Annotated in this window: 21 protein-coding genes and 1 riboswitch; of the genes, 8 read left to right on the forward strand and 13 right to left on the reverse strand. The window is 68.5% G+C overall.

Translation table 11 applies throughout. From position 1 onward, the window contains the following. Window positions 1-29 precede the first annotated feature (29 nt). Complete coding sequence (locus LY44_RS15555; RefSeq protein WP_055213082.1) at window positions 30-1,589, forward strand: 2-isopropylmalate synthase; 1,560 nt, start codon at window positions 30-32, stop codon at window positions 1,587-1,589. Window positions 1,590-1,646: 57 nt separating this feature from the next. Here LY44_RS15555 and LY44_RS15560 read toward each other — a convergent pair whose 3' ends face one another. After that, window positions 1,647-3,524, reverse strand: coding sequence for a calcium-binding protein (locus LY44_RS15560; protein WP_055213080.1), 1,878 nt, complete (start codon window positions 3,522-3,524; stop codon window positions 1,647-1,649). A 129-nt stretch (window positions 3,525-3,653) separates the two neighbouring features. On the opposite strand from LY44_RS15560, the gene LY44_RS15565 reads away from it, so the two are divergent. Genes LY44_RS15565 through LY44_RS15575 form a run of 3 tightly spaced genes read left to right on the forward strand, consistent with a single transcriptional unit; the run spans window position 3,654 to window position 6,106 of the window. Continuing rightward, window positions 3,654-4,355, forward strand: a complete 702-nt coding sequence (locus LY44_RS15565; protein ID WP_055213079.1) for a Crp/Fnr family transcriptional regulator — start codon at window positions 3,654-3,656, stop codon at window positions 4,353-4,355. Then, the gene (locus LY44_RS15570; protein ID WP_055213077.1) at window positions 4,355-5,545 is read left to right on the forward strand and encodes a CHASE2 domain-containing protein; all 1,191 of its coding nucleotides are present in this window, start codon (window positions 4,355-4,357) and stop codon (window positions 5,543-5,545) included. Before LY44_RS15565 ends, LY44_RS15570 begins: the two co-directional genes overlap by 1 nt. Before the next feature lie 9 nt (window positions 5,546-5,554). Next, complete coding sequence (locus tag LY44_RS15575) at window positions 5,555-6,106, forward strand: adenylate/guanylate cyclase domain-containing protein (RefSeq protein ID WP_055213076.1); 552 nt, start codon at window positions 5,555-5,557, stop codon at window positions 6,104-6,106. Here LY44_RS15575 and LY44_RS15580 read toward each other — a convergent pair. From LY44_RS15580 to LY44_RS15620, 9 genes are all read right to left on the reverse strand, one after another. Next, window positions 6,096-6,701: a FecR domain-containing protein gene (locus tag LY44_RS15580; RefSeq protein WP_055213074.1), complete on the reverse strand. Its 606-nt coding sequence runs from the start codon at window positions 6,699-6,701 to the stop codon at window positions 6,096-6,098. The genes LY44_RS15575 and LY44_RS15580 overlap by 11 nt on opposite strands. Before the next feature lie 144 nt (window positions 6,702-6,845). Beyond that, on the reverse strand, window positions 6,846-7,952 hold the full coding sequence (locus LY44_RS15585; RefSeq protein ID WP_055213073.1) for a protein-glutamate methylesterase/protein-glutamine glutaminase: 1,107 nt from the start codon (window positions 7,950-7,952) through the stop codon (window positions 6,846-6,848). Continuing rightward, the gene (locus LY44_RS15590) at window positions 7,949-8,845 is read right to left on the reverse strand and encodes a CheR family methyltransferase (protein ID WP_161805955.1); all 897 of its coding nucleotides are present in this window, start codon (window positions 8,843-8,845) and stop codon (window positions 7,949-7,951) included. Before LY44_RS15590 ends, LY44_RS15585 begins: the two co-directional genes overlap by 4 nt. Window positions 8,846-8,856: 11 nt before the next feature. Then, on the reverse strand, window positions 8,857-9,393 hold the full coding sequence (locus LY44_RS15595) for a chemotaxis protein CheW (RefSeq protein WP_055213070.1): 537 nt from the start codon (window positions 9,391-9,393) through the stop codon (window positions 8,857-8,859). A gap of 107 nt (window positions 9,394-9,500) precedes the next feature. Beyond that, entirely contained in the window at window positions 9,501-11,693 is a 2,193-nt protein-coding gene (locus LY44_RS15600; protein ID WP_055213069.1) for a HAMP domain-containing methyl-accepting chemotaxis protein, read from the reverse strand. 21 nt (window positions 11,694-11,714) lie between these two features. Further along, window positions 11,715-12,197, reverse strand: coding sequence for a chemotaxis protein CheW (locus tag LY44_RS15605; protein ID WP_055213068.1), 483 nt, complete (start codon window positions 12,195-12,197; stop codon window positions 11,715-11,717). An 11-nt stretch (window positions 12,198-12,208) separates the two neighbouring features. After that, entirely contained in the window at window positions 12,209-14,170 is a 1,962-nt protein-coding gene (locus LY44_RS15610) for a chemotaxis protein CheA (RefSeq protein WP_055213066.1), read from the reverse strand. 19 nt (window positions 14,171-14,189) lie between these two features. Further along, window positions 14,190-14,555, reverse strand: coding sequence for a response regulator (locus LY44_RS15615; protein WP_055213065.1), 366 nt, complete (start codon window positions 14,553-14,555; stop codon window positions 14,190-14,192). Window positions 14,556-14,557: 2 nt separating this feature from the next. Further along, window positions 14,558-14,821 carry an STAS domain-containing protein gene (locus LY44_RS15620; protein WP_146707267.1) on the reverse strand — a complete coding sequence of 88 codons (264 nt, stop codon included), beginning with the start codon at window positions 14,819-14,821 and terminating at the stop codon, window positions 14,558-14,560. A 222-nt stretch (window positions 14,822-15,043) separates the two neighbouring features. Here LY44_RS15620 and LY44_RS15625 point away from each other — a divergent pair, with 222 nt between their 5' ends. After that, a complete protein-coding gene (locus LY44_RS15625; RefSeq protein WP_055213062.1) occupies window positions 15,044-16,672 on the forward strand; it encodes a coiled-coil domain-containing protein in 1,629 nt (542 codons plus the stop codon). Between the two features lie 155 nt (window positions 16,673-16,827). Here the strand turns inward: LY44_RS15625 and LY44_RS15630 are convergent, their stop codons facing one another. Both LY44_RS15630 and rocF read right to left on the reverse strand, forming a co-directional pair. Further along, window positions 16,828-17,880, reverse strand: coding sequence for an ornithine cyclodeaminase (locus tag LY44_RS15630; protein ID WP_055213061.1), 1,053 nt, complete (start codon window positions 17,878-17,880; stop codon window positions 16,828-16,830). Further along, entirely contained in the window at window positions 17,877-18,806 is a 930-nt protein-coding gene (rocF, locus tag LY44_RS15635; RefSeq protein WP_055213059.1) for an arginase, read from the reverse strand. Before rocF ends, LY44_RS15630 begins: the two co-directional genes overlap by 4 nt. Window positions 18,807-18,923: 117 nt before the next feature. Between rocF and LY44_RS15640 the strand changes: the two genes are divergently transcribed. Further along, a complete protein-coding gene (locus LY44_RS15640) occupies window positions 18,924-19,352 on the forward strand; it encodes an Lrp/AsnC family transcriptional regulator (RefSeq protein ID WP_055213058.1) in 429 nt (142 codons plus the stop codon). 102 nt (window positions 19,353-19,454) lie between these two features. Continuing rightward, window positions 19,455-19,669, forward strand: a riboswitch (cobalamin riboswitch). A 215-nt stretch (window positions 19,670-19,884) separates the two neighbouring features. Then, window positions 19,885-20,658 carry an ABC transporter ATP-binding protein gene (locus LY44_RS15645; RefSeq protein ID WP_055213057.1) on the forward strand — a complete coding sequence of 258 codons (774 nt, stop codon included), beginning with the start codon at window positions 19,885-19,887 and terminating at the stop codon, window positions 20,656-20,658. A gap of 116 nt (window positions 20,659-20,774) precedes the next feature. Here LY44_RS15645 and LY44_RS15650 read toward each other — a convergent pair whose 3' ends face one another. Then, window positions 20,775-22,211 carry a helix-turn-helix transcriptional regulator gene (locus LY44_RS15650; protein WP_055213055.1) on the reverse strand — a complete coding sequence of 479 codons (1,437 nt, stop codon included), beginning with the start codon at window positions 22,209-22,211 and terminating at the stop codon, window positions 20,775-20,777. Window positions 22,212-22,365: 154 nt separating this feature from the next. Here LY44_RS15650 and aceB point away from each other — a divergent pair, with 154 nt between their 5' ends. Next, a complete protein-coding gene (aceB, locus tag LY44_RS15655) occupies window positions 22,366-23,988 on the forward strand; it encodes a malate synthase A (RefSeq protein ID WP_055213054.1) in 1,623 nt (540 codons plus the stop codon). The last annotated feature ends 64 nt before the right edge of the window (window positions 23,989-24,052 follow it).

A 24,052-nucleotide genomic window follows, 5' to 3' on the forward strand; every position in this document is an offset into this window, starting at 1 on the left:
CCGACATTGAACATTCTCAGGCCCAGACCATGACCGACAAATCCCGCGTTCTGATTTTTGACACCACGCTGCGCGATGGCGAACAATCGCCCGGCGCCACCATGACGCATGACGAAAAGCTCGAAATCGCCATGCTGCTCGACGAAATGGGCGTCGACATCATCGAAGCCGGCTTCCCCATCGCCTCGGAAGGCGATTTCGAAGCCGTCTCGGCGATCGCCAAAGCCTCGAAAAACTCGGTCATCGCCGGGCTCTCGCGCGCCAATTACAAGGACATCGACCGCTGCTGGGAGGCGGTGAAACATGCCGCCCGGCCGCGCATCCACACCTTCATCGGCACCTCGCCGCTGCACCGGGGCATCACCAACCTCGGCACCGAGGAGATGCTGGAACGCATCCACGACACCGTGACCCATGCGCGCAACCTCTGCGCCGATGTGCAATGGTCGGCGATGGACGCGATCCGCACCGAGCGCGACTATCTGTGCCGCGTCGTCGAATGCGCGATCAAGGCGGGCGCCACCACGATCAACATCCCCGACACCGTGGGCTACACCCTGCCCTCGGAGAGCTCGGACATCATCGCGATGCTGCTCGAAAAGGTGCCGGGCGCCGACGAGGTGATCTTTGCCACGCATTGCCACAACGACCTTGGCATGGCGACGGCGAATGCCCTGGCCGCGGTTTCGGCGGGGGCGCGGCAGATCGAATGCACGATCAACGGTCTGGGCGAGCGCGCGGGCAACACCGCGCTTGAGGAAGTGGTGATGGCGATCAAGGTCCGCCGCGATCTGATGCCCTTCACCACCGGCATCGACACGACGAAGATCATGAATCTGAGCCGCCGCGTCGCGCAGGTCTCGGGCTTCCCGGTGCAGTTCAACAAGGCCGTCGTCGGCAAGAACGCCTTCCTGCATGAATCCGGCATCCATCAGGACGGCGTGCTGAAAAACGTCGAAACCTTTGAAATCATGCGCCCTGCCGACATCGGCCTGACCGAAACCAACATCGCGATGGGCAAGCATTCGGGCCGCGCCGCCTTGCGCACCAAGATGCGCGATCTGGGCTTCGAGCTGGCCGACAACCAGTTGAACGACGTCTTCGTGCGCTTCAAGGCCTTGGCCGACCGCAAGAAGGAAGTCTATGACGACGACCTGATCGCGCTGTTGACCGACAGCACCGCGAACACCGACCACGACTTCCTGCAGGTGAAATGGCTGCGCGTGATCTGCGGCAGCGACGGGCAGGAAGCGGAACTGAAGATGCTGGTCGATGGCGTTGAAAAGACGGCGAAATGCGCGGGCGACGGCCCGGTGGACGCCTGTTTCAAGGCGGTGCAGGCGATCTATCCGACCACGGCCGAGCTGAAGATCTATCAGGTCCATGCCGTGACCGAAGGAACGGACGCGCAGGCCACCGTCTCGGTGCGTCTGGCCGAGGATGGCCGGATCGTCACCGGCTCGGCCGCCGATACCGACACCATCCTCGCCTCGGTCAAGGCCTATGTCGGCGCGCTGAACCGTCTGCGCGTGCGCAGCCAGAAGACCGCGCCCGATGCCGATGTGAAATCGATCAGCTACAGGCTGTAATCCGTCCAACCACGAAAGCCCCCGGACCTTGCGGCCCGGGGGCATTTTCTTGCGGGTTCAGAACAGGAAGTCGGCCTCGGTCAGCCCGCCGGTGCCGACAAGCGCGTCGATCTGAAACACCAGATCGGGGGCAGCATCGGCATCGGTGAAGACGCTGACCACGGTCGCGCCATTGACCAGATTGGTCACCACCGCCCCGGCGCCATCGGCCACCAGCGCCAGATGGAATTCGGCCCCGGGCGCCAGCGCCGACAGGTCGATCCTGTCCACGCCCAGCTCGAAACGGGTGATATGGTCGCTGCCGCCGACCGAGTTGAGCGAGTCGGCCGTGGTCAGGAAGACGAAGGTGTCCGCCCCCGCGCCGCCCTCCATCGTGTCGGCCCCGGTGCCGCCGATCAGCACATCGGCGCCGTCCTCGCCGCGCAGCAGGTCATTCTCGCTGCCGCCGTCCAGCCGGTCGTTGTCGCTGCCGCCCGAAAGCTGATCCGCGCCCGCGTCACCGAACAGCGCATCCGCCCCGCTGTTGCCGAACACCCGGTCATCGCCCGCATCGCCATGCGCCAGATCGTCCCCCGCCCCGCCCGAGACCAGATCATTCCCGGTCCCGCCCGAGAGCGTGTCGGCGTCGACCCCGCCCGAAAGCGTATCATTGCCCGCATCGCCACTGACCCGGTCGGCCCCGGCCTCGCCCTCCAGCCGGTCCGCGTCATCGCCGCCCGACAGCTGATCGCCCTCGGTGCCGCCAAACAGCGTATCCGCCCCGGCGCTGCCCGCAAGCGTATCGGCGCCGCTGTCGCCGACCAGCACATCGGCGCCCTCGCGGCCGTCGATCCGGTCCGCGCCCGCGCCCCCCTCCAGCCGGTTGCCCAGCGCATCGCCCGAAATCGCATCCGCCCCCGACGAGCCGATGACATTTTCAAAGCCGTGATAGGTGGTGGCAAAGCTGCGCCCGCTGACCAGGTCGATGCCGTTGAAGACACCGGGCGGCAGCAAGACCGCGGGCAGCGAGGCGAAGCTGAGCGTGTCGATCCCGGCGCCGCCTTCCAGACGGTCGGCCTCCGCGCGGCTTTCGAGCTGCACGACATCGTTGCCGCTGCCGCCGTCCACCGTGTCATTGCCCGCCCCGCCCGCAAGCGTGTCGGCATCGGCCCCGCCGGTCAGCACGTCATGGCCCGTGCCGCCCGACAGGGCGTCATTGCCCGCATCGCCGGACAGCCGGTCGTCATGTTCGCCGCCGGCCAGCTGATCGTTGCCGGTGCCGCCCGACAGCTGGTCGTTGCCGGTGCCGCCCGACAGCATGTCGGTCCCGTCGCCGCCCGAAAGCGTGTCGGCGCCGCTCTCGCCAAACAGCCGGTCATTGCCGCTGCCCCCGGCCAGACCGTCATTCTCGGTGCCGCCCAGGATCGTGTCATTGCCGCTGCCGCCATCGATCAGGTCGTTGCCGCCAAGGCCGAAGATCCGGTCGTTGCCGCCAAGGCCCAAAAGCCGGTTGGCCACGCTCGACCCGGTCAGGCTGTCGCTGAAGCTGCTGCCGGTCACGTTCTCGATGCTGATCAGCCGGTCGCCCGCGGCCAGCCCGCCCGATTGCGCCGCGCTGGACCCCAGGTTGACGGTGATCGCCGCGCCCGAGCGGCTGTAATCGACAGTGTCGCTGTCGGCGCCGCCGTTGATCGTGTCGCGGCCTTCGCCCGCCACGATCGTGTCATTGCCCGCCTCGCCGAAGATCTGATCATCGCCCGAGAGGAAGCCCGCCAGTGCCGAATCGACGATGCGGTCATGGCCGGTGCCGCCGAAGACGGTGTCGTTGCCGTCGGTGATGGTGATCGTGTCATTGCCGCCCAGCGCCGCGACGCGGTCGTTGCGGAAGCCGGGGATGCCGAAGGAGAAGGCGTCGTCGAGGCTGTTGGAGCCGTTTGTGCCGATGATGTCCGACATGGAAGTGACCTTTCGGTTGGGGTTGCGTGGGCTCACCTTGCCCGGTTGCGGGCGGTCGCGCTGTTCCGCAGGGAACAGGCTTGCCAGACGGCCCCGGCCCGGCCAGCATGGGGCAGGAAAGGGGCCAACATGCGGGATCTGGCGGCCAAACCGGCGTTCTGGCGCTCTTTCGCGCTGTTTGAGGGGCTCGATGCGGCGGCGCTGGCGGCGCTTGCGGGGTTGGCGCGGCAACGGCAATGGCAGCCGGGCGAGGTGCTGTTTCAGCGCGGCGATCCGGGCGACTGGATGGTGGCGCTGGCGGCGGGGCGGGTGAAGCTGACGCTTCTGGCGCCGGGCGGGCGCGAGCTGATCCTGCGCCATGCCGAGGCGGGCGACACGCTCGGCGAATTCGCGCTCGTCGATGGCGGGCCGCGTTCGGCCGAGGCGACGGCGGTGCAGGCGACGACCGGCTTCGTGCTCGACCGGGCGCGGTTCAGCGCGCTGGCCGAGGCGCATCCGGCGCTGGGCCTCTCGGTCGCGCGCTATTTCTGCCGCCGCCTGCGCGAAACGACCGAGCAGCTGGAGGGCATCGCGCTTTATCGGCTGGAAGCCCGGCTGGCGCGGTTTCTGCTGTTCACCCTGCGCCAGCTGAATGGCGCCGATCTGCCGCCGACGGCGGTCTTGCGGCTGGAAATCTCGCAAGGCGATCTGGCGGCGGTGCTGGGCGCGAGCCGTCCCAAGGTCAACCGGGCGCTGCAGGCGCTGGAAGCCGCGGGGGCGATCAGGCGTCAGGACGGGGCCTGGACGCTTGACATGGCGGCGCTTTCCGCCGCCGCCGAGCCGGAGGCGTGATGGCCTGGCGCGGCGCGGTCCTTGCGATAGCGGCGGCGCTTGGCCTGCTGCTGGCGCGGCCGCCCGCGCCGCTTGCCGCGCTGCAGGAGCGGGTCTTCGACCCCCTGCCCCGCCCGCCGGACACCGGCGGGATCGTCGTCATCGACATCGGCGCAGGGGACGAGACCGGCGCCCTCTGGACCCGGGCGGCGACGGCGCGGCTGGTGGCGCGGCTGGCCGAAGCCAAGCCCCGGGTGATCGGCCTCGACATGCTGATCGCGGGGGATTGCGACGGCGCCCCCGCCCGTGATCTGGCGGCGGCATTGCAGGGCCAGCCCGCGGTGCTGGGGCTGTTGCTCTCCGACACCCCCGGCCCGCCGCTGCCGCCCGCCCGGCTGGGCCAGACCGGGCCGCTGCCGCTTTGGCAGGCCGCGGGGGCCGAGACGCCCTGCCCGCAGTTTTCCGCGCAGGATTGGGCGGTGATGGCGCTGATGGGCGATGCGGATGCCACGGTGCGCCATGTGCCGGTCGCGGCGACGGCGGGGCGCCAGGCCCTGCCCGGTCTCGCCGTCGCCATCGCCGCAAGGGCCGAGGGCATTCTGCCGCTGATCGGCCCCGCGGGGCTGCGGCTTGGCCCGACGACCTTCCCGCTGGAAGCAGGCAGCCTGCGCTTTGCCGCCTCGAGCCCCGAAAGCTGGGCCCGCCGCACCCTCTCCGCCGCCGCGGTGCTGGCCGGAGAGGCGACGCCGCCCGCAGACGCGGTGCTCCTGATCGGCTCCAGCCTGCCCGAACGCGGCGGGCTGCGCCCGAGCGCGACCAGCCCGGTGATGCCCTCGGTGCAGATCCTCGCCGATGCGGTGGCGGGGCTGCGCGCGGGGCATCTGCCGCATCGCCCGGGCTGGGGCCCGGCGCTTGAAGGCGGCTTCGTCGCGCTGGCGGGGCTTTTGACGCTGCTGGTGCTGGTGCGCCTGCGCCCCGCCCGCGCGGCGGCGGCGGTCGGAACGCTTGCGGCGCTCTGGGCCGGGGCGGCGGTGCTTTTCAGCCGCGGCGGACTGCTGCTCGACCCCGTCCTGCCCGTCGGCGCGCTGGCGCTGATCCTGCTGGCCGCGCTTTTGGGCCGCGCCGCCGCGCTGGCCCGGGCCGAACGGGTGCTGCGCGACCGGATGGGGCAAGTGCTGCCCCCGGCCCTTGTCAGCCGCCTCGCCGCGTAGCCGCGGCTGATGCGGCTTGAGGGCGAAACCCGCGAAATCACGGCGCTTTTCACCGATATCGAGGGCTTTTCTGCCGCCACCTCGACGATGGGCGCGGTGGAGATGGTGGCGCGGCTTGATGCCTATTTCGCGCTCACCTGCGCCATCGTGCTGCGCCACGGCGGGATGATCGACAAGCTCGTCGGCGACAGCGTGCATGCGCTGTTCAACGCGCCGCTCGACCAGCCCGGCCATGAGGCGGCGGCGCTGGCCTGTGCCGCCGAGATCCTGGCCGCGACCGAGGTTTTCGCGCGCGAAAACAACGGCTTCGGCAAGACGCGGATCGGCGTCGAATGCGGCCCCGCGGTCTTGGGCGATGTCGGTTTCGGCACCCGGATCGACTACACGGCGCATGGGCCCGCGGTGAACCTCGCCGCGCGGCTGCAAGAGGCGAACAAGGCGCTGGGCACAAGGATCTGCATCGGCCCGACGCTGGGGGCGCGGGTGCCGGGCCTTGTGGCGCTGGGCGAGATCGAGCTGCGCAGCTTCGGGCGACTGCCGCTTTACACGCTCAGGGCGTGAGCCCGACCGAGGCGAAGGCGGCGGCGATGCGCGGGGCTTTCCACTGCGCGACGGCGCCGGGCGCGGCGCCCGGGCGGGTGATGTCGATCCCGTCGCCCGGTCCCAGACGTCGGGTCTCGCCGCCTGCCACCACCTCGACCCCGCCGCGCGCGACGAAGATGCCGTAAACGCCTTTCGACGGGCCGCAGAAGAACCGCGTGCCGCGCACGCCGATGCGGGCAAAAGCGCCTTGCACGGTCAGATCAAGTTTCGGCAGATCCTCGGGCCGGTCGAAGACCAGCGCGCCGCCGATGCTGACCACCCCGCCCAGATCGGCGGTGAAGCGATCGAGGGTGAAGCGCGTTTCGGGGCCAAGGGCGATCCGCGTCGCGCTGAAAAGCTCCAGCGACGCGGTCGAGGCCGTCATGGTCGCGATCTCGTCGCCCTCCATCAGCGGATCGCGGGCATGCAGATCGGTGCGCAGGCCGGCGCGGGTCAGGCTGGCCCGCCCGGTCAGCGCGCGCGTGGTGCCGATCGCGGCCTGCGCCAAGGCGCCATGGGGCGCCAGGGCAAGCGCCGCGGGCAAGGACAGCAGAAGACGTCGGCTTATGGTCATGTGACCCCCGTTCGGAATTTCCCGCGGGCCCCCGGCCGGTGCCGCGCTTGCCCCGCGGTGCCGCCCCGTTTTCCGGATGTTCCGAAGTCCCCCGCCCGAGTATGACGCGAAACCGCCCCGGATCAAGTCCGGCGCGGCCCCGGATCAGCGCGCCGCACGCAGGATCGCCGCGGGCAATTGGCCGAGCGACATTTCCTGGCCCACGGCGCCGCGGGCCATCGCCTCCTTCGGCATGCCGTAGACGACGCAGCTTTCCTCGTCCTGGCCAAGCGTGGTGGCGCCGGTGTCGCGCATCTCGCGCAAGCCCCGCGCGCCGTCGTCGCCCATGCCGGTCATGATCACGCCCACCGCATTGCGCCCGGCAAAGCGCGCGACCGAGCGGAACAGCACGTCGACCGAGGGGCGGTGACGCGACACCAGCGGCCCCTCGCGGATCTCGACATGATATTGTGCGCCGCTGCGGGCCAGAAGCGTGTGCTTGTTGCCCGGCGCGATCAGCGCATGGCCGCGCAACAGCCGGTCGCCCGGTTTCGCCTCGCTCACCGTGATCGCGCAAAGCCCGTCAAGGCGCTTGGCGAAAGCCCCGGTGAACAGCTCCGGCATGTGCTGCACGATCACGATCGGCGGGCAGTCGGACGGCATCGCCTGCAACAATTCGCGCAAAGCCTCGGTGCCGCCGGTCGAGGCGCCGATCGCCACGATCTTTTCGGTGGTGCGCAGCATCGCCCCGCTTTCACGCGGCGGCGCCAGCATCGCATCAGCGCTGAGCTTGGGCTGCACCGGCCGTTCGCGCATCGGTTGCACCTTGGCCGAGGCGGCCTGGACGAGCACGTCGCGAATGCGCTGCGCGCTTTCGGAAATATATTGCTTCACCCCGATCTCGGGCTTGGCGATCACATCGACCGCCCCCGCCGACATCGCGGCCAGATAGGTCTCGGACCGGTCGGAGACGAGCGAGGAGCAGATCACCACCGGCAGCGGGTGCTGCGCCATCAGCTTGCGCAGGAAGGTCAGCCCGTCCATCCGCGGCATCTCGACATCCAGGATGATGACATCGGGCACCATGGATTTCAGCCGCTCGGCCGCGGCAAAGGGATCGGCAGCCGTCGCCATCACCTCGAGCCGCGGGTCGGAGCCGATGATGTCGGCAAGCGCCTGGCGCACCAGCGCGCTGTCATCGACGATGAAGACCCGGACCGGGCGGCCATCGGGCGGCAGGCGGGTGGCAGTCGGATCGGGCCTCGCGGTCATCGCTCGTCCTTTCGGAAAACCGCCGTGCCCGTGGGGGTCAACCCGGCGGGCAGGCTGCGCAGATTGTCGGAATGGCCCAGAAGCAGATAGCCCCCCGGCCGCAAGCATTGCATGACATTGCGGATCGCCCGGGTCCGGTCCTCGGCGGTGAAGTAGATCAGCACGTTGCGCAGGAAGATCACATCGGCGAGCGGCACATGGCCCTCGAGCTTGCCAAGCAGGTTGGCGGCGCTGAAATGCGCGCGGTTGCGCAGCGCCGGGGCGATCCGGTAAACGCGCTGCTTCGGCGATATCCGCGCCCCGGGTTTCGAGCGCAGCAGATAATCCGAGCGCAGGTCGAACGACAGCCCCGCCAGCTCCGACGAGGAATAGATGCCCAGTCGCGCCTTGCGCAGGATTGCGGCGGAAATGTCGGTGCCGACAAGCCCCCAGCGCAGCCCGCCCTGCACCTTGTGGCTGTAGCGATCCAGCACGATGCCCGCCGACCAGAGTTCAAGCCCCGAGGAGCAGGCGGCGCTCCAGACGACAAGCGGATGCGTGCGCCCGGCGCCGGTCTCGATCAGCTTCGGCAGGCCGACCGTGTCGAGCCAGTCGTAATGCGCCTTTTCCCGGAAGAAACTGGTGGTGTGGGTCGCCAGGCTTTCGACCAGACGCTGGATTTCGGCGGGCCCCTCGGGGCTTTGCAGATGCGTCAGATATTGATCGTAATCGTCAAGCCCGAGCGCCGTCACCCGCCGGTCCAGCCGATAGGAGATGAACTGCGTATTGGACGGGTCGATCCGGATCCCGGCTTCCGCCTTCAGGATCGTCACGAGTTCCCGCGCCGCCGCGGTGCTCATCGGCACCGCGGGTTGCGTCAGCATGTCGGCATAGGCCTGAGAGGGTCCGCGCAAGGCCATCTCCCTCAATCGAAGTCGAACGGCCCGGGCAAGGCAGCCGAGCCCGACCGCCCCAGCGCGGCGCGCAGGTCGATCATGTAGACGAGCTCCCCCTCGACCCGGGTCAGCCCGAACATCGCCCCGGCCTGCCAGCCGCCCGGCACCGAGGGCACCGGATCGACCTCGGCTTCGTCGACCTCGACCACGGTCCGCACCCGGTCGACGACGATCGCGATCGCCGCCTCGCGGTCGGTCTGCAGGTCCAGAACGATGATCCGGCCGCTGCGGTCATCGACCTGCCGCGACAGGCCAAGCGACTGCGCGATGTCCATCACCGCGATCCCTTCGCCGCGCAGGTCGATCATGCCCAGAAGCGCCGCCGTGGCATTGGGCAGCGGGGCAATCACCTGATGGTCGAGGATCTCGCGGACATCCGCCACATCGGCCGCCAGGATCTGGTTGCCGATGTCGAAGGTCACATAAGCCCGCCGCGGTTCGACCACTTCGGCTTCGACCGGGTGGCCAAACTGCGACTGTTCCTTGAGAAGCGGGGCGGCAGTCATCCGGAAGTCCCTTTCGTTTCTGGAAAATTCCCCGGCGGTCCGGCCGCTCGGAGGAAGCCTGCCCGGACCACGGGGGGCCGGGCAGCGCGTCGGGCAAAGCCCCGGTGTCAGATCTTCTCGAAGTCGGAATCGTCCACGTCATCTTCCGACAGATCCAGCGCGAAGCCGCCATTGCGGGTGCCCGCCGCCACGCGCGTCTTGCGACGGCTGGCCGGGGCCGCGGCGGGGGCCTCGTGCCGGGCGGTGCGGGTCCAGGCCGCATCCTTGGCACGTTCGGCCCGGTCGCCACGGCCGGGTTCGCCCTGCACCTTGAAGAAGCCGATCACGTCATGCAGCTGCTCGGACTGGCTCGCCAGCTCCTCGGAGACCGAGGCGGCTTCGGTCGAGGCCGAGGCGTTGCGCTGGATCACCGTGTCGAGCTGACGGATCGCCAGGTTGATCTGGTCGGCGCCGGTGTTCTGCTCGCGCATCGCGGCCGAGATCTCCTGCACCAGATCGGCGGTGCGCTGGATCGCCGGGACCAGTTCGCCCAGCATGTCGCCGGCATTGCGGCTGACTTCGACCGAGCGGATCGACAGTTCGTTGATCTCGCGCGCCGCCTGCTGGCTGCGTTCGGCCAGCTTGCGCACCTCCGAGGCCACCACCGCGAAGCCGCGGCCATGCTGGCCCGCCCGCGCCGCTTCCACCGCCGCGTTCAGCGCCAGAAGGTCGGTCTGCCGGGCGATTTCCTGGATGATGGTGATCTTGTCGGCGATCGTCTTCATCGCGCCCACCGCCTCGTCCACCGCCTTGCCGGTGTCAAGCGCCCGGCTCGAGGCCTGGGTCGCGATCTTCTCGGTCTGCGCGGCATTGTCGGCCGATTGACGGATGTTCGCCGTCATCTCTTCCATCGCCGAGCTGGCCTGTTCCGCCGCCGCCGCCTGTTCGGTGGCGCCCGAGGACAGATCCTCGGCGGTCGCGCTCATCGCATGGGCCCCGGCCGAGACGCTTTGCGACGACACATGCATATCGATCACGATTTCCTGCAGCTTGCCGATCATGGTTTCGAGCGCGATGCCAAGCGAGTCGGCCTCCGAGCGGCGCTTGATGTTCACCGTCAGATCGCCGCGCGAAATCGCCTCGGCCACATTGGCCATGCCGTCAAGCGCCCCCGTCATCTCGCCCAGCGCCTGCATCAGCTCGCCGATCTCGTCCTTCGAGGTGACGCGGGTATCGACCTTCAGATCGCCTTCGGCGACCTTGCGGGCCACGGTGACGGCGCGGTTCATGCCCCGGGTGATGCCGATCAGGATCAGCGTCGAGGCGATCAGCGCGCCAAGGATCGCAACGCCCGAAATCGTCAGGATCAGGGTCTTGCTGTTGGCATAGCTCGCATTCAGATTGCTCTGCGAGGCGGCCATGGCAGCGCCCGCCTTTTCGTCGATCAGGTCGAGTTGGGCACCAAGCGCAGCGACGCTGGCCTTGAACGGACCGTTCATGAGCGCCGCGGCGCGCGGTTCGGAATTCGCCAGCGTCTTCGTTTCAAGATCATCGTTGAGCTTGAAGTAATCCGTCAGGATCGCCTGCATGCCCGCCACTTCCTCGGGGAACTGCGGCCCCAGCAGGGTGACGAGCTTTTCCATATGCCCCGTGACTTCGCCGCGCAGATCCTTGATTTCGTCAAGGAATTCGGCGGTGGCGGCATCGTTTTCCTCCATGATGGCGCGGGCGTTCATCGAGCTCACTTCCATCAGCGCGCGTTCCAGCTCGAGGATCTGCACCCGGGCGGCATCGACCGGATAGGGCAGCATCGTCGTCCTTTCCAGCGCCGCCTCAAGCTTGGCGATCTGCGCATCCATCTTCTCGAGTTCGGCATAGGACGGATAGATGAAGAGCTGCCGCGCCTTGGCCATGCTGCCCTCGCGCGAGAGTTTCAGGGCCTCATTCCGCAGATCCTTCGCCTTGGCGAGGATCTCGTCATAGCGCGCGAAATCTTCGCGCAGCGTGCCGTCGTCGAGGTTCCTGATCTCGGCCATCAGCGCGTCGCGCTTGGCGCGATCGGCGGCGATCCCGTCCTCGGCCGCCTGCATGTCCGCTTCGCTGCTGGCGGCGATATGCTGGAACGTCCGGATGTCGGACTGCGCAAGGCTTTCCTTCAGACCGTTCACGAGGGTCTGCATCCGCGCGCTCACATTGGCCATCTTGTTCGCATCGGCATTGGCCGATTGCAACGAGGACAGGCCGATCCAGGAAATGGCGGCCAAAAGCGCCAGCACCACCCCGAAGGTGGCCATCAGCTTGGCCTTGATCGTCAGCTTCATGGTTGTCTCACTTTGTTCGGTTCAAGCCGCCTGTTCGGGACGGAAGAGGTTTTCGGGATCGAGAAGGAGGATGAGATCGTCGCCGCGCCGGAGCGCGCCGGTGACATAGTTCGAAGGCCAGGGAGAGCCGTTTTCCGGCAGCACCTCGATCGCGCCCGGGTCGATGTCGACGACCTCCTGGACCTCGTCGGCCAGCATCGCGAGGCGGAAGGATTCGGCGCCAAGGGTGATGTCGAGCACCACCACCCGGCCCTCGTTCGCGGCATGAACCGGCATCCGCAGCCGTTGCCGGACATCGACCAGTGGCACGACGGCGCCGCGCACGTTGATCAGCCAGGGCGCGAAGCTCGAGGCCCGGGGCACCCGGGTGCGCGGGATCGGGTCGATGACCTCATGCACATGGGTGACCGGGATCGCCAGCGCCTCGCCGCAGACGCGGATGATCAGGGCGATGGAATTGCTGTCCTCCTCGGCAAGGACGGTGGCAGCGGAAGAATGTGTCATCGGGCGCCTCCTCAGGCCGCAAGGCTGATGCCGGTGCCGCCCAGACGGCGCAGCAGCATCGCCACATCGAGGATCAGCGCCACCGTGCCATCGGCCAGGATCGTCGCGCCGGCGAAATCGTCGAGATCGGCGTGATAGGCGCTCATCGGTTTGATCACCGTCTGGTGCTGGCCAAGGATGTCATCGACCACGAGCCCCATCCGTTCGCCCTCGGCGCGCACGATCACCACGCGGCGGCGGCCGTCGTTCTCGACCGTGCCCTCCAGCGCATCGGCCAGATCGACGAAGGGCACCAGATGTTCGCGGATCCGCAGCATCCGCCGCCCGCTGTTGCGCGTCAGTTCGGTGACGTCGAATTCGACGCATTCCTCGACCGCGATCAGCGGCAGCACGAAGACATCGGGGCCAAGCCGCACCAGCAGACCGTCGATGATCGCCAGGCTGAGCGGCAGGCGCAGCGTCAGCCGCGTGCCCTCGCCCTTGCGCGAGGTCACCTCGACGGTGCCGCGCAGCCCGGTGATGGCGGAGAGCACCGCATCCATGCCGACCCCGCGGCCGGAGACCGACGAGACCTTGTCGGCGGTGGAAAAGCCGGGCGCGAAGATCATCTGCGCCAGCGCCGCCTCGGTCGGGCGGGCATCGGCGGCCAGAAGGCCACGGTCGATCGCCTTGCGCCGGATCTTGTCATGGTCCAGTCCGCGGCCGTCATCCTCGATCACGATGACGATCTCGCCCGCGTCCTGCGAGGCGGCCAGCCGCACCCGGCCCTGCGCCGGTTTGCCCGCCGCCACCCGGTCGGCCGCCGATTCGATGCCGTGATCGGCCGAGTTGCGGATCATGTGCACGAGCGGTTCGCTGAGCCGGTCGAGCACGTTCTTGTCGATCTCGGTCTCGCCGCCGTCGGTGACCAGCACGACGTCCTTGCCCAGTTCGGTCGACAGATCGCGGACAACGCGGCGGAATTTGCCGAAAACCGTCTCGATCGGCAGCATCCGCACCGAGAGCGTGGTGTCGCGCAGGCCGGTGACCAGCCGATGCACCTCTTCGACCAGACCTTCGAGCGTCGAATCGCCCAGCCGCGCCGCGGTCTGGTTCAGCCGGGCCTGGGCGATCACCAGCTCGCCGAGCTGATCGAGGATCGAATCGAGCTTGGCCGAGGGCACGCGCACCGTGTCCTGCCCCGCCATCGTCTGGGCGCGCGGCGCGGAACGGGCCGGGGCCGCAGGCGCCGAGGCCGCGGTGGCGGGCGTCTCGGCCGAAGGCATCTCCACCGGCGCGGCCGCGGCGGGGGGCTCGTCCTGATCCAGCGCCACGATGCGCGGATCGGCGTCATCGGCAAAGACGAAGACCGACTCGATCGCCGCGCGCGGCTGCGCCGTGGTCAGCTCGACCACCCAGCCCAGATGCGATTGCGCCGGGTCCAGGTTTTCCAGCACCGGCAGGTCCGAGACATCGCAGCGGACCCGGCAGTCGCCAAGCTCGCGCAGCTCCGCCAGCAGCAGATCCGGGCGCATGCCGCAGCGCAGCGCGCCTTTCGACGGGCGGAACGACACTTCCCAGCGGGCAAGGCGCACCACCGCGGGCGGCGCCCCGGCCACGGCGCCTTCAAGCGCGGCCAGAATCCGGCGCGCCTGATCCGAGCCGACCAGCTCCGCCGTGGCGGCCTCGTCGCCCCCGGCATCGAGCAGCGCGATCACGTGGTCGCGGCCTTCCAGCGCCGCATCGAGCAGCGGTTTCGAAATGCCGATCTTGCCCTCGCGCACGCGGTCGAAGGCGTCTTCGAAATGGTGCACGAAGGCCGACAGGGCCGGAAAGCCGAACATCGACCCCCCGCCCTTGAGCGTGTGCAGGGCGCGAAAGACCGAATCGATCGCCTCGGGCGAGGCCTCGGTCTCGAGATCGAGCAGCATCTGCTCGAGCTGCGTCAGCAGATCCCGGGCTTCATGAATGTAACTCTGGGCGGCGGGGTTCATCGGATGTCCCTTCTGTCCGTCAACCGGCCAGCTTGCGCGCGACGGCGACCAGCATGGCGGCATCGAAAGGCTTGTTCAGCCAGCCTGTGGCGCCAAGCGCCTTGCCCTCGGCCTTGGCCTCGGGCTTCGTCTCGGTCGTCAGCATCAGGATCGGCACGCCCGAGCCTTTCGGCTCCTGCCGCGCCTTGCGGATGAACTCGAAGCCGTTCATCACCGGCATGTTGAGGTCGACGACGACCAGCGAGACCGGCTCGCTTTTCAGCTTGGCCAGCCCCTCGAGCCCGTTTTCCGCCTCCACCACGCGGTAGCCCACCCCGGTCAGGGTGAAGTTCACCATGTCGCGGATTGCCTTGCTGTCGTCGATCGTCAGTACTGTTTTCGCCATCCTCAGCCCTCCCATCCAAGTTGTTCGAGCGCATCGCGGCTGGCGGCATCGAAACTGGCAGCGCGCCCGGCGGCGGCGGCGGCCGCGGCGGCGGCCAGCGCAAGCTGCATCGCCACCACGCCCAGACGTTCTTCCCCTTCGAACTGCACCCGCACCGCCCCCTCGCCCCCGGCAAGAAGGCCCAGAAGGCGCTGGCGGCAGTCTTCGGCATCGGCCAAGGCCAGATCGGCCGGGATCGCCAAAGTCAGCATTATGTCGTCGGTCACATCAGCCTCTCTTTGCGTCGACATGTCTCAGCCGAAAGCGATACCCGCGATGTCTTGCGGTCCCGTTAATCGCCGCGGGCAGACAGGACGGCGCCGGGAAAGGTGCCGACAATTCTTCGCATCTCGTGACGGACCTAGAGATTTTCTTAATCCCCCTCGCCGAGAGTTCCCTGCAGTCGCGGCACATTGCCGCCGGTCAGGGTCAGGCAGGATCAGGCAGGAATGGACAGGCAATCTTCCGTGCACGCCGTGCGTCGCGACATGATCGCGTCGCTTGATGCGTTGTCCTCGCTTCTGGGCGACGTGCGCGGGCATCTTCTGACGGTGAACGATCGCACCGGGGCGCTGATCACCGCGCAGCAGGAGCCGGTCCCCGGCGTCACCCATATTCCCGAGCTGGCGGGCGATCTGGCAAAGGCGATGCGGCACTGGTCGGCCAGCATGGCGAATGGCACCAGCCGCATGCTGCTGCGTGAAACCCGCACGCTGCTGAACGGGCTGACGCGGATTCGCATCTTCTTTCAATTCCTTGCCACGATCACCTCGATCCAGATCTCGCGCAGCCGCTCGGGTCAGCTCAGCGCCTTCGTCGGCGCCTTGCGGGGGGTCTCGGCGCAGATCGAAACCGAACTCGCGCAGGCGCAAAGCGGGCTTGACGCCTTTGAACAGTCCTTCGAGGCGATCCTTGCCGTCGCGCGCGAGGGCGCCGATCATCTCGATCCGGCCGCCCGCCGGCTGACCGAGATCCTGGCGCCGATCGTCGCCGGACAGGCGCAGATGACGGGCCGGCGGCACCGCGTCACGGCGCAGGCGCAAGAGCTCTCGGGCCGGATCGAACAGGTGATCGCCCGTCTGGTCGGCACGTTCCAGTTTTCGGATTCGGCGGCGCAGCGGCTGGAACATGTCGAGACGATCCTGGCGCGCGCCGGGGCCCGCCCGCCCGGGCCGGAACGCGCGGCCTTCGAGCGGCTGGCCGCGGCGCAGCTGCAGGGGCTGGAGCGCGACACCGGCGACGTGCTGGTGCTGCTCGAAGACAGTTTCCAGACCATCGAAGGGCTTGGCGGCGGTTTCGTGGCCGAGCTTGCCGCGCAACGGGCCGAGGTGGAGCCGCTTCTGGCGGCGCAGGACCGCGCCTTTGGCCAGCTGAACGAGGCGCTCGGCACGGTGATGCCGATGCTGCAGGGGATCATCGCCCGCTCGGCCGGGTTCGAGGGGCAGATCGACCTGCTGCACCAGCGGCTCGACAATCTGGCGGGCATCGGCCAGACGATCGGGCTCGCCGGGGTGAACTCGCATCTGGAAGCGGCCCGGGCCGAGGTCGGGCAGAAGGAACTGACCTATATCGCGATGTCGGTGAAGGAGACGGCGCAACAGGCGCTCAAGACCTTTGCCGATACCGGGCGCACGCTGGATCGGCTGCGCAAGAGCTTCGACACCGGGGAATTTTCCGCGCTGCAGGACGGGATGAACCGGCTCGAGGGCGATCTGGGGCAGATCGCGACCGGGCTGGAGCAGGCCCGGGCGCGCCAGGGGCTGCTGTCGCGGCTGGAGGACGAGACGCGGACGGAAACCGCGGCGCTGGCGCGGCTGGCGATCTCGGGACGGCAGATGACCTCGGCGCTGGTGCAGACGATCCTGCGCATCGAGGCCCTGGGCGCGCTGCTGCGCGAGGGGCTTGGGGCGACGCCGGATCTGTCCTGTCTGGACGAGATTTCGCCGATCTACACGATGGACCGCGAACGCGAAATCCATGCCGAGGTGATGGGTCTGCCGTTCGACGCCGCCGGTTTCGGCGCGGCGGACCTTGCCTCCGCCGCGGCGCAGGACACATTGGATTCGATCCTGTTCTGACGGCGGCCCTCCCGCAGCGCGAAAGCCCGGCCTTGCCCCGGCGCCGCATCCGCCGGGAAGGGGAAGCCGTCTTCACCGGGTCTTCACCGGCGGAGGGGCTTCGCCGCAAGGCAAGCCGGATGCCGACGAAATACGGGCGCGAGGCCGTGTCCGGCTTATTTCGCCCGATCAAGCATGCCGAACAGATCGCGCGGATCATCGGGGTCGGCCAGCATGTCGAGGGGTTCGAAGAAATCCGTGCCGGTGATGCGTTCGTGCACGAAGCGCAGCGCCGAGAAATCCTCGATCGCGAAGCCGACCGAATCGAACAGCGTGATCTGCCGCGCATCGCGCCGCCCCGGCACCTCGGCGCGCATCACCCGCCACAGCTCGATCACCGGATGGTCGGGGGCAAGCTGCTGGATCTCGCCCTCGATGCGGGTCTGCGGCGGATATTCGACGAAGATCTCGGCGCGTTTCAGGATGTCGGGATGCAGTTCGGTCTTGCCCGGGCAGTCGCCGCCGATCGCGTTGAGATGCACCCCCGCCCCCACCATGTTGTCGGTCAGGATCGTCGCGAATTGCTTGTCGGCGGTGCAGGTGGTGAGGATCTGCGCGCCTTCGACGGCGGCCTGTGCCGAGGCGCAGGCGGTCACCTCGAACCCCTGCGCGCGCAGGTTGCGCAGGGCCTTTTCGGTTGCCCGCGGGTCGATGTCGTAAAGCCGCAGCCGGTTGATGCCGCACAGCGCGCGGAACGCCAGCGCCTGAAACTCGCATTGCGCGCCATTGCCGATCAGCGCCATCACCTGCGCCCCCTCGGGTGCAAGATACCGCCCCACCAGCGCCGAGGTGGCCGCGGTGCGCAGCGCCGTCAGCAGCGTCATTTCCGTCAGAAGCAGCGGATAGCCGGTGCTGACCGAGGCGAGCACGCCAAAGGCGGTGACGGTCTGATAGCCCGCCCGCATGTTGCCCGGATGGCCGTTCACATATTTGAAGCCGTAGCTTTCCGCATCGGCGGTCGGCATCAGCTCGATCACGCCCTCGCGCGAATGGCTGGCCAGGCGGGGCGTCTTGTCGAATTCGGGCCAGCGGCGGAAATCGGCCTCGATGTAACCGGTCAGATCGGCGATGAACCGCTCAATGCCGGTCGCATGCACCAGACGCATCATGTTCTCGACCGAGACGAAGGGCACGAAGGCCCGCGACGAGGGTTGCGGGCGCAGCCTCATGCGAAGCTCCGGGTCTGACGGTCCAGCACGCGGCGGCCGAACAGGCTGGCGGTCAGGTCGCAGATCAACGAGGCGGTGCGGCCGCGCTCGTCGAGGAACGGGTTCAGCTCGACCAGATCGAGCGAGGTGACGACCCCGGCATCGCACAGATATTCCATGATCAGATGCGCCTCGCGGAAGGTGGCGCCGCCCGGCACGGTGGTGCCCACCGCGGGGGCGATGCCGGGATCGAGGAAATCGACATCGAAGCTGACATGCAGCAGCCCGTTCGCCGCCTTCACCCGGTCGATGAAGGCGCGCAGCGGCGCGACGACGCCGGTCTCGTCGATGGCGCGCATGTCATGCACTTCGATCCCGTGCTCGAGGATGCGGCGATGCTCGGCCGGATCGACCGAGCGGATGCCCATCATGCACAGCCGCGACGGGTCGATCGCATGGGCCAGCGGCGGATAGGCGGCAAAATCGCCAAGGCCGCAGGCATAGGCGACGGGCGTGCCATGCAGATTGCCGCTTTCGGTGGTGTCGAGCGAATGCAGATCGGGATGGGCGTCGAGCCAGAGCACGAACAGCGGACGGCCCAGCCGCGCGGCATGGGCCGCAACCCCCGCCATCGTGCCCGCCGACATGGAATGATCGCCGCCCAGAAACACCGGCAGGTCGCTTTGCGCCGCGGCCGCTTCGGCGCGCGCGGCCAGAAGCGCGATCCAGGCGCGGGTCTCGGCCAGATGATGCACCGCGGGATTGGCATGGGCCAGCGCCGCTTGCGGGCCGATCGACAGATCGCCCTGATCCTCGATCCGCCATCCCAGCGCCGTCAGGCTGGCGATCAGCCCCGCCGTGCGCAGGCTGGCCGGTCCCATCACGCAACCCGGCTGGTGGGTGCCGCTCTGGATCGGCGCCCCGAGAATGATACTGCTTCGCGTCATGTTTTGCTCCTGTAGGGGGCAAGGTTCGCAAAGGCCGCTGCCGGTTTCGCTGGAAAATCTGATCATTCTGGTATTTTATCTGGTCACCTTGAACAGCCGACTGGACAATCCGACCAGATGACCGATCTCAGCGCCACCGACCGGCGGATCATCGCCGCGCTGCGCCAGAACGCGCGGATGAGCATCACCGAGCTGGCCCATGCCGCGCAGGTCTCGCGCACCACGGCCAAGCTGCGGCTCGATACCCTGCTGGCCGAGGGCCGGATCCGGCGCTTCACCATCGAGACCGATGTGGATGTCGAGGGCGAGGTGCGCGCGATCACGCTGGTGGAATTGCAGGGCAAGCTGTCGCGGCAGGTGATCCGCAGCCTGACCGCGCTGCCCGGGGTCAGCACCGTGCATGCCACCAATGGCGCCTGGGATCTGGTGGTGGAGATCCGCACCGGCTCGCTGGTCGATTTCGACCGGGTGCTGCGCGCGATCCGCGAAATTCCGGGGGTGATCAACAGCCAAAGCTGCCTGCTGCTGGCCCATGTGGCGGCCTGAACCGCGGCACCGGCAGGGTGCGCGAGGCGGCCGCCGCGGGGGAAGACGGCCCGGATCCCGGCAGGCCGGTCGCAATGCGGCTTGACGGCGCAGAGCTTCGCGGGCACCTTCGGGCCTGATGGTTCCCGGCCAAGCCACGCGCGGTCGGGTGAAAAGGGAATACGGTGAGGTGTAGGCATCAGCCGCCAAACCCGTAACTGCCCCCGCAACTGTAAGCGGCGAGCGCCCCCCGGCAACCACTGGCCCCGATCGGGCCGGGAAGGTGGGGGAAGCAAGGACCCGCAAGTCAGGAGACCTGCCATCAGCGTCATCAACCACCGGGCGGGGTGTCCCGGAAGGAGCATGCGATGGATCTGCGCAAGCGGCGGCCCTTGGCCGGGCCGCAGCCGTTTCGGGCGCCTGAGAGGGGGGCCGTGCCGCCCCGCCTCGGGGCCGGGCCGGGTTTTGCCCGCGCGATCGCCCCCCTGTCGCCGCCCCGCCCGGTCGCCCCCGCCCGCTGCACCATTGCCATTGCCTGCGAAAGGACGACGCCGTGACCCTGGTCGAGCTTTCCGGGGTGTTCTGGGGGCCAAAGGGGCAGCCGGACATCCTGTCGGATATTTCCTTTGCCGTGCCCGAGGGGCAGATCCTGGCGATCTGCGGCGCGAACGGGGCGGGCAAATCCTCGCTGTTGCGGTTGATCTGCCGCCATCATGCGCCCAATCGCGGCACGGTGCGGCTGCTGGGCCGCGATCTGTGGCTGATGAGCGCGCCCGAGGCCGCCCGCGCGCTGGCCGCGGTGCCGCAGGAACAGCCGGGCGAATTCGGCCTGACGGTCCGGCAGATCGTCGCGCTGGGGCGGTTGCCGCATCGCCGCGGCTGGGGCGCGGGGCTTTCCACGCCCGACGGCACCGATGCCGCCCTTGTCGATGCGGCGCTGCACCGGCTGGACCTCGCGCCGCTCGCCCACCGCGCCTTCGGCACGCTTTCGGGCGGCGCGCGGCAGCGGGTGATGATCGCCCGCGCGCTGGCGCAGGAGCCGCGGGTGATCGTGCTCGACGAGCCGACGAACCATCTCGACATCCGCCATCGGCTTGACCTTCTGGCCTTGCTGCGGGGCCTTGGGCTGACGGTCATCACCACGCTGCACGACCTGACCCTGGCCGCCGATTTCGCCGACCGGGTGCTGGTGCTGCACGAGGGTCGGCTGCTGGCCGATGGCCCGCCCGAGACCGCCCTGACCGAGACGGTGCTGGCCCGGGCCTTCCGGGTGCAGGCGCGGATCGACCGCTCCGGCGCCATGCCGCGTTTTTCCTTCCATCTCTGAGCCTTGCGAAAGCCCCCCCCCCCGATGATCGCCCGTTCCCTGCCCCGTTCCCTGCGCAATGGCGGCTGACCGGGGGCTCTTCTTCCTGAGGATGAGGAGCCGCCGGGCCTGAGCCCTCAGCCTGCGTCAAAGCGAAACAGCGCCAGCGAGCGTTCGCGTTCGTTCACCTGCAAGGGCCGGTTCACCGGCGCATGGGCCCGGGCGGTGCAATCGGCGCGCTCGCACAGATAGCAGTTCAGCCCGATCTCCACCGGCCGGGTGCGGGACAGGTCGATCCCCTCGGCATAGATCAGCCGCGGCGCATAGGCGACATCGCAGCCCAGCCCGATCGCGAGGCGCTGCGCCGGGGCGCCATGCGTGCCCCCCGCCCGCGTCACCGTGCGCGCCACCGAGAAATAACTCGCCCCCTCGGGCATGCGGATCACCTGCGTCTGCACCCGGTCGGGCATTTCAAAGGCGGCATGGATGTTCCAAAGCGGACAGGTGCCGCCAAAGCGCGAAAACGGAAACCGCCCGGCGCTGAAGCGTTTCGAGAGATTCCCCGCCCGGTCCACCCGCACGAAAAAGAACGGAATCCCCCGCGCGCCGTCGCGTTGCAGCGTCGACATCCGATGCGCGGTCTGCTCGTAGCTGGTGCCGAAGCGATGCGACAGCAGCTCGATATCGTAGCGGTGCGACTCGCAGCTGGCCAGAAACCGGCCGTAGGGCATCATCAGCGCCGCGGCGAAGTAATTCGCGAGACTCACCCGCATCAGCGCCGCCGCCGCCCGATCCTCCAGCCCCGCCTCGGCGATCAGCCGCGTCAGGATCGGCTCCTGCTCCAGACTGGCCAGCAGCACACCGATCTGAAAGCGGCGGCTGGCCTGGCCGAGCAGTTCCGAGAGCTGCAATTCCCGCCGTTCGGGATCATAGCGGCGCAGCTGGCCCCGCATCGCCTCGGCCTGCCCGATCCGCACCGTCACCCCATGCGCCGCCAGCCGCCCGGTCAGCGCCAGATGCGGCTCGTGCCGGTGCAGGGCCAATTCGTCCGCCAGATCCTCGGCGGCGCGGTCGAGCGCATCGACATGGTTGCGCCGGGCATAAAACCAGGCCCGCACCGCCTCGACCGGGCGCGAGGTCTCGCCCAAAGCCTCGACCTTGTCACGGTCGGTCAGCGGGTTCTCCTCGGCCATCGGCGCCAGCACCGCCGCACGATGCGCCGCTTGCAGCCGCACGAAAGCCGCCGCGATCCGCGGCGAGGCCTGCAACACCGCCTCGATCTCGGCGCGCGGCACGGCATCGACCCCGGCGGCGGGCGTCTTCAGCGCGGCGGCGAAATCGGCGGCCAGCTGCGCATCCGCGGCGGGCGAAAGTTCCGAGATGTTCAGATCATAGACCTCGGCCAGCCGCATCAGCAGCTTGACCGAGGCCGGGCGCTGATCGGCCTCGATCAGGGTGATGTAGCTGGCCGAGACCCCCAGCTCCGCCGCCATCTGCGCCTGCGTCAGCCCCAAAGACTGCCGCAGCACCTTCAGCCTTTGCCCGATGACCAGCTTTTCCGCCCGTGGCGCCATGTGACAATCCTTACAGATTTCTCGCCTGTCACATGACGAAAGTGACAGAACAACCCAATGCTTTCAAGAACATAATGCACATGCGGCATAACATTACTAGCCTGACTTCACCCGAGTCACCCGGGGCCCGAAGCCCCGCCCCGAAAGGAACCCGATGTCGCTGGATTGCCCATCCCCCACCGCTCCGCCGCTGGTCCTGCGCAGCCTTCCCGGCCAGGATCTTGTGCTGACCCCCGAGGCGCTGGCCTTTCTGGCCGAGCTGCAAAGCCGGTTCGGCACCCGGATTCACGCGCTGATGCTGGCGCGGGCGCGGCGTCAGGCGCGGATCGACGCGGGCGCCCTGCCCGATTACCTGCCCGAAACGAAAGCGATCCGGCAAGGCATCTGGGAGGCCGCGCCGGTGCCCGAGGCGCTGCGCGACCGTCGGGTGGAGATCACCGGCCCGGTCGAGCGCAAGATGATGATCAACGCGCTCAATTCCGGGGCGCGGGTGTTCATGGCCGATTTCGAGGATGCGACGGCGCCGAGCTTCGCCAATATCCTGGCGGGCCATCGCAACATGCTCGATTACCGCGACGGCACGCTGGAATTCGACGATCCGAAGACCGGCAAAAGCTATCGCGTCGGTGCCGATCCGGCGGTCTTGATCGTGCGGCCGCGCGGGCTGCACATGGCCGAGGCGAATGTGCTGCTGGCCGGGCAGCCGATCTCGGCGGCGCTCTTTGATTTCGGCCTGACGCTGTGGCATTGCGGCCGGGCGCTGGCGGCCAGCGGGCGCGGCCCGTTCTATTACCTGCCGAAGCTGGAAAGCCACCACGAGGCGCGGCTGTGGAACGAGGTCTTCGTCTTTGCGCAGGACCGCGTCGGGCTGGCGCGGGGCACGATCAAGGCGACGGTGCTGATCGAAACCCTGCCCGCCGCCTTCGAGATGGACGAGATCATCTGGGAGCTGCGCGAGCACATCGCCGGGCTGAACTGCGGGCGCTGGGATTATATCTTCAGCTACATCAAGACCTTGCGCAACCACAAGGCGTTCACCCTGCCCGACCGCGCCGAGGTGACGATGGACTGCGCCTTCCTTGCCAGCTATGCGGCGCGGCTGGTCAAGGTCTGCCACCGGCGCGGCATTCACGCCATGGGGGGCATGGCCGCGGCGATCCCGGTGCGCGGCGATGCCGAGGCGAATGAACGCGCCTTCGCTAAGGTCCGCGCCGACAAGCTGCGCGAGGTGGGGATGGGCCATGACGGCACCTGGGTCGCCCATCCCGATCTGGTGCCGGTGGCGATGGCGGTCTTTGACGCCGAGATGCCGGGGCCGAACCAGATCCGCATTCCGCGCCAGGCTTGGCGGATCGAACCGGCGATGCTGTTGCGCCCGCATGAGGGCCGGGTGACCGAAGAGGGTCTGCGCACCAATATCTCGGTGGCGCTTGATTATCTGGCGGCCTGGCTTTCGGGGCGCGGCGCGGTGCCGATCCGCAACCTGATGGAGGATGCGGCCACGGCCGAGATCTGCCGCGCGCAGCTGTGGCAATGGCGCCATCATGGCGTGTCGGTGGCGCTTGCGGCGGGCGGCAGCCGGGGGGTGAGTTCTGACTGGCTGGGCGAACTGGTGCAGCAGGAGATCGCCACGGTGCTGGAGCGGATCGGCGCGAACGCCTTCCACCGCGGCCATTATGCCACCGCCGCGCGGCTGCTGCTCGAAGCCGTGACCGCCGAAGCCCTGCCCGATTTCCTGACCACCGCCGCCTATGCGGTTTTGAACGCGCTCGACTGATGGACCCGATCCCGCTTTTTTCGCCCTTTGGCGGACCGATCCCCGAAGCTTGCCTGAGACCCTC

The organism is Rhodobacter capsulatus, from assembly GCF_003254295.1.
Classification (GTDB): Bacteria; Pseudomonadota; Alphaproteobacteria; order Rhodobacterales; family Rhodobacteraceae; genus Rhodobacter; species Rhodobacter capsulatus.

Coding starts and splice junctions, on each gene's coding strand:
- rocF (WP_055213059.1), bottom strand. CDS start 18,806: ATGACGCGAAGCAGTATCATTCTCGGGGCGCCGATCCAGAGCGGCACC.
- LY44_RS15580 (WP_055213074.1), bottom strand. CDS start 6,701: ATGACCATAAGCCGACGTCTTCTGCTGTCCTTGCCCGCGGCGCTTGCC.
- LY44_RS15560 (WP_055213080.1), bottom strand. CDS start 3,524: ATGTCGGACATCATCGGCACAAACGGCTCCAACAGCCTCGACGACGCC.
- LY44_RS15650 (WP_055213055.1), bottom strand. CDS start 22,211: ATGGCGCCACGGGCGGAAAAGCTGGTCATCGGGCAAAGGCTGAAGGTG.
- LY44_RS15595 (WP_055213070.1), bottom strand. CDS start 9,393: ATGACTGCCGCCCCGCTTCTCAAGGAACAGTCGCAGTTTGGCCACCCG.
- LY44_RS15625 (WP_055213062.1), top strand. CDS start 15,044: ATGGACAGGCAATCTTCCGTGCACGCCGTGCGTCGCGACATGATCGCG.
- LY44_RS15640 (WP_055213058.1), top strand. CDS start 18,924: ATGACCGATCTCAGCGCCACCGACCGGCGGATCATCGCCGCGCTGCGC.
- LY44_RS15585 (WP_055213073.1), bottom strand. CDS start 7,952: ATGACCGCGAGGCCCGATCCGACTGCCACCCGCCTGCCGCCCGATGGC.
- LY44_RS15605 (WP_055213068.1), bottom strand. CDS start 12,197: ATGACACATTCTTCCGCTGCCACCGTCCTTGCCGAGGAGGACAGCAAT.
- LY44_RS15610 (WP_055213066.1), bottom strand. CDS start 14,170: ATGAACCCCGCCGCCCAGAGTTACATTCATGAAGCCCGGGATCTGCTG.
- LY44_RS15630 (WP_055213061.1), bottom strand. CDS start 17,880: ATGAGGCTGCGCCCGCAACCCTCGTCGCGGGCCTTCGTGCCCTTCGTC.
- LY44_RS15615 (WP_055213065.1), bottom strand. CDS start 14,555: ATGGCGAAAACAGTACTGACGATCGACGACAGCAAGGCAATCCGCGAC.
- LY44_RS15555 (WP_055213082.1), top strand. CDS start 30: ATGACCGACAAATCCCGCGTTCTGATTTTTGACACCACGCTGCGCGAT.
- LY44_RS15570 (WP_055213077.1), top strand. CDS start 4,355: ATGGCCTGGCGCGGCGCGGTCCTTGCGATAGCGGCGGCGCTTGGCCTG.
- LY44_RS15565 (WP_055213079.1), top strand. CDS start 3,654: ATGCGGGATCTGGCGGCCAAACCGGCGTTCTGGCGCTCTTTCGCGCTG.
- LY44_RS15600 (WP_055213069.1), bottom strand. CDS start 11,693: ATGAAGCTGACGATCAAGGCCAAGCTGATGGCCACCTTCGGGGTGGTG.
- LY44_RS15575 (WP_055213076.1), top strand. CDS start 5,555: ATGCGGCTTGAGGGCGAAACCCGCGAAATCACGGCGCTTTTCACCGAT.
- aceB (WP_055213054.1), top strand. CDS start 22,366: ATGTCGCTGGATTGCCCATCCCCCACCGCTCCGCCGCTGGTCCTGCGC.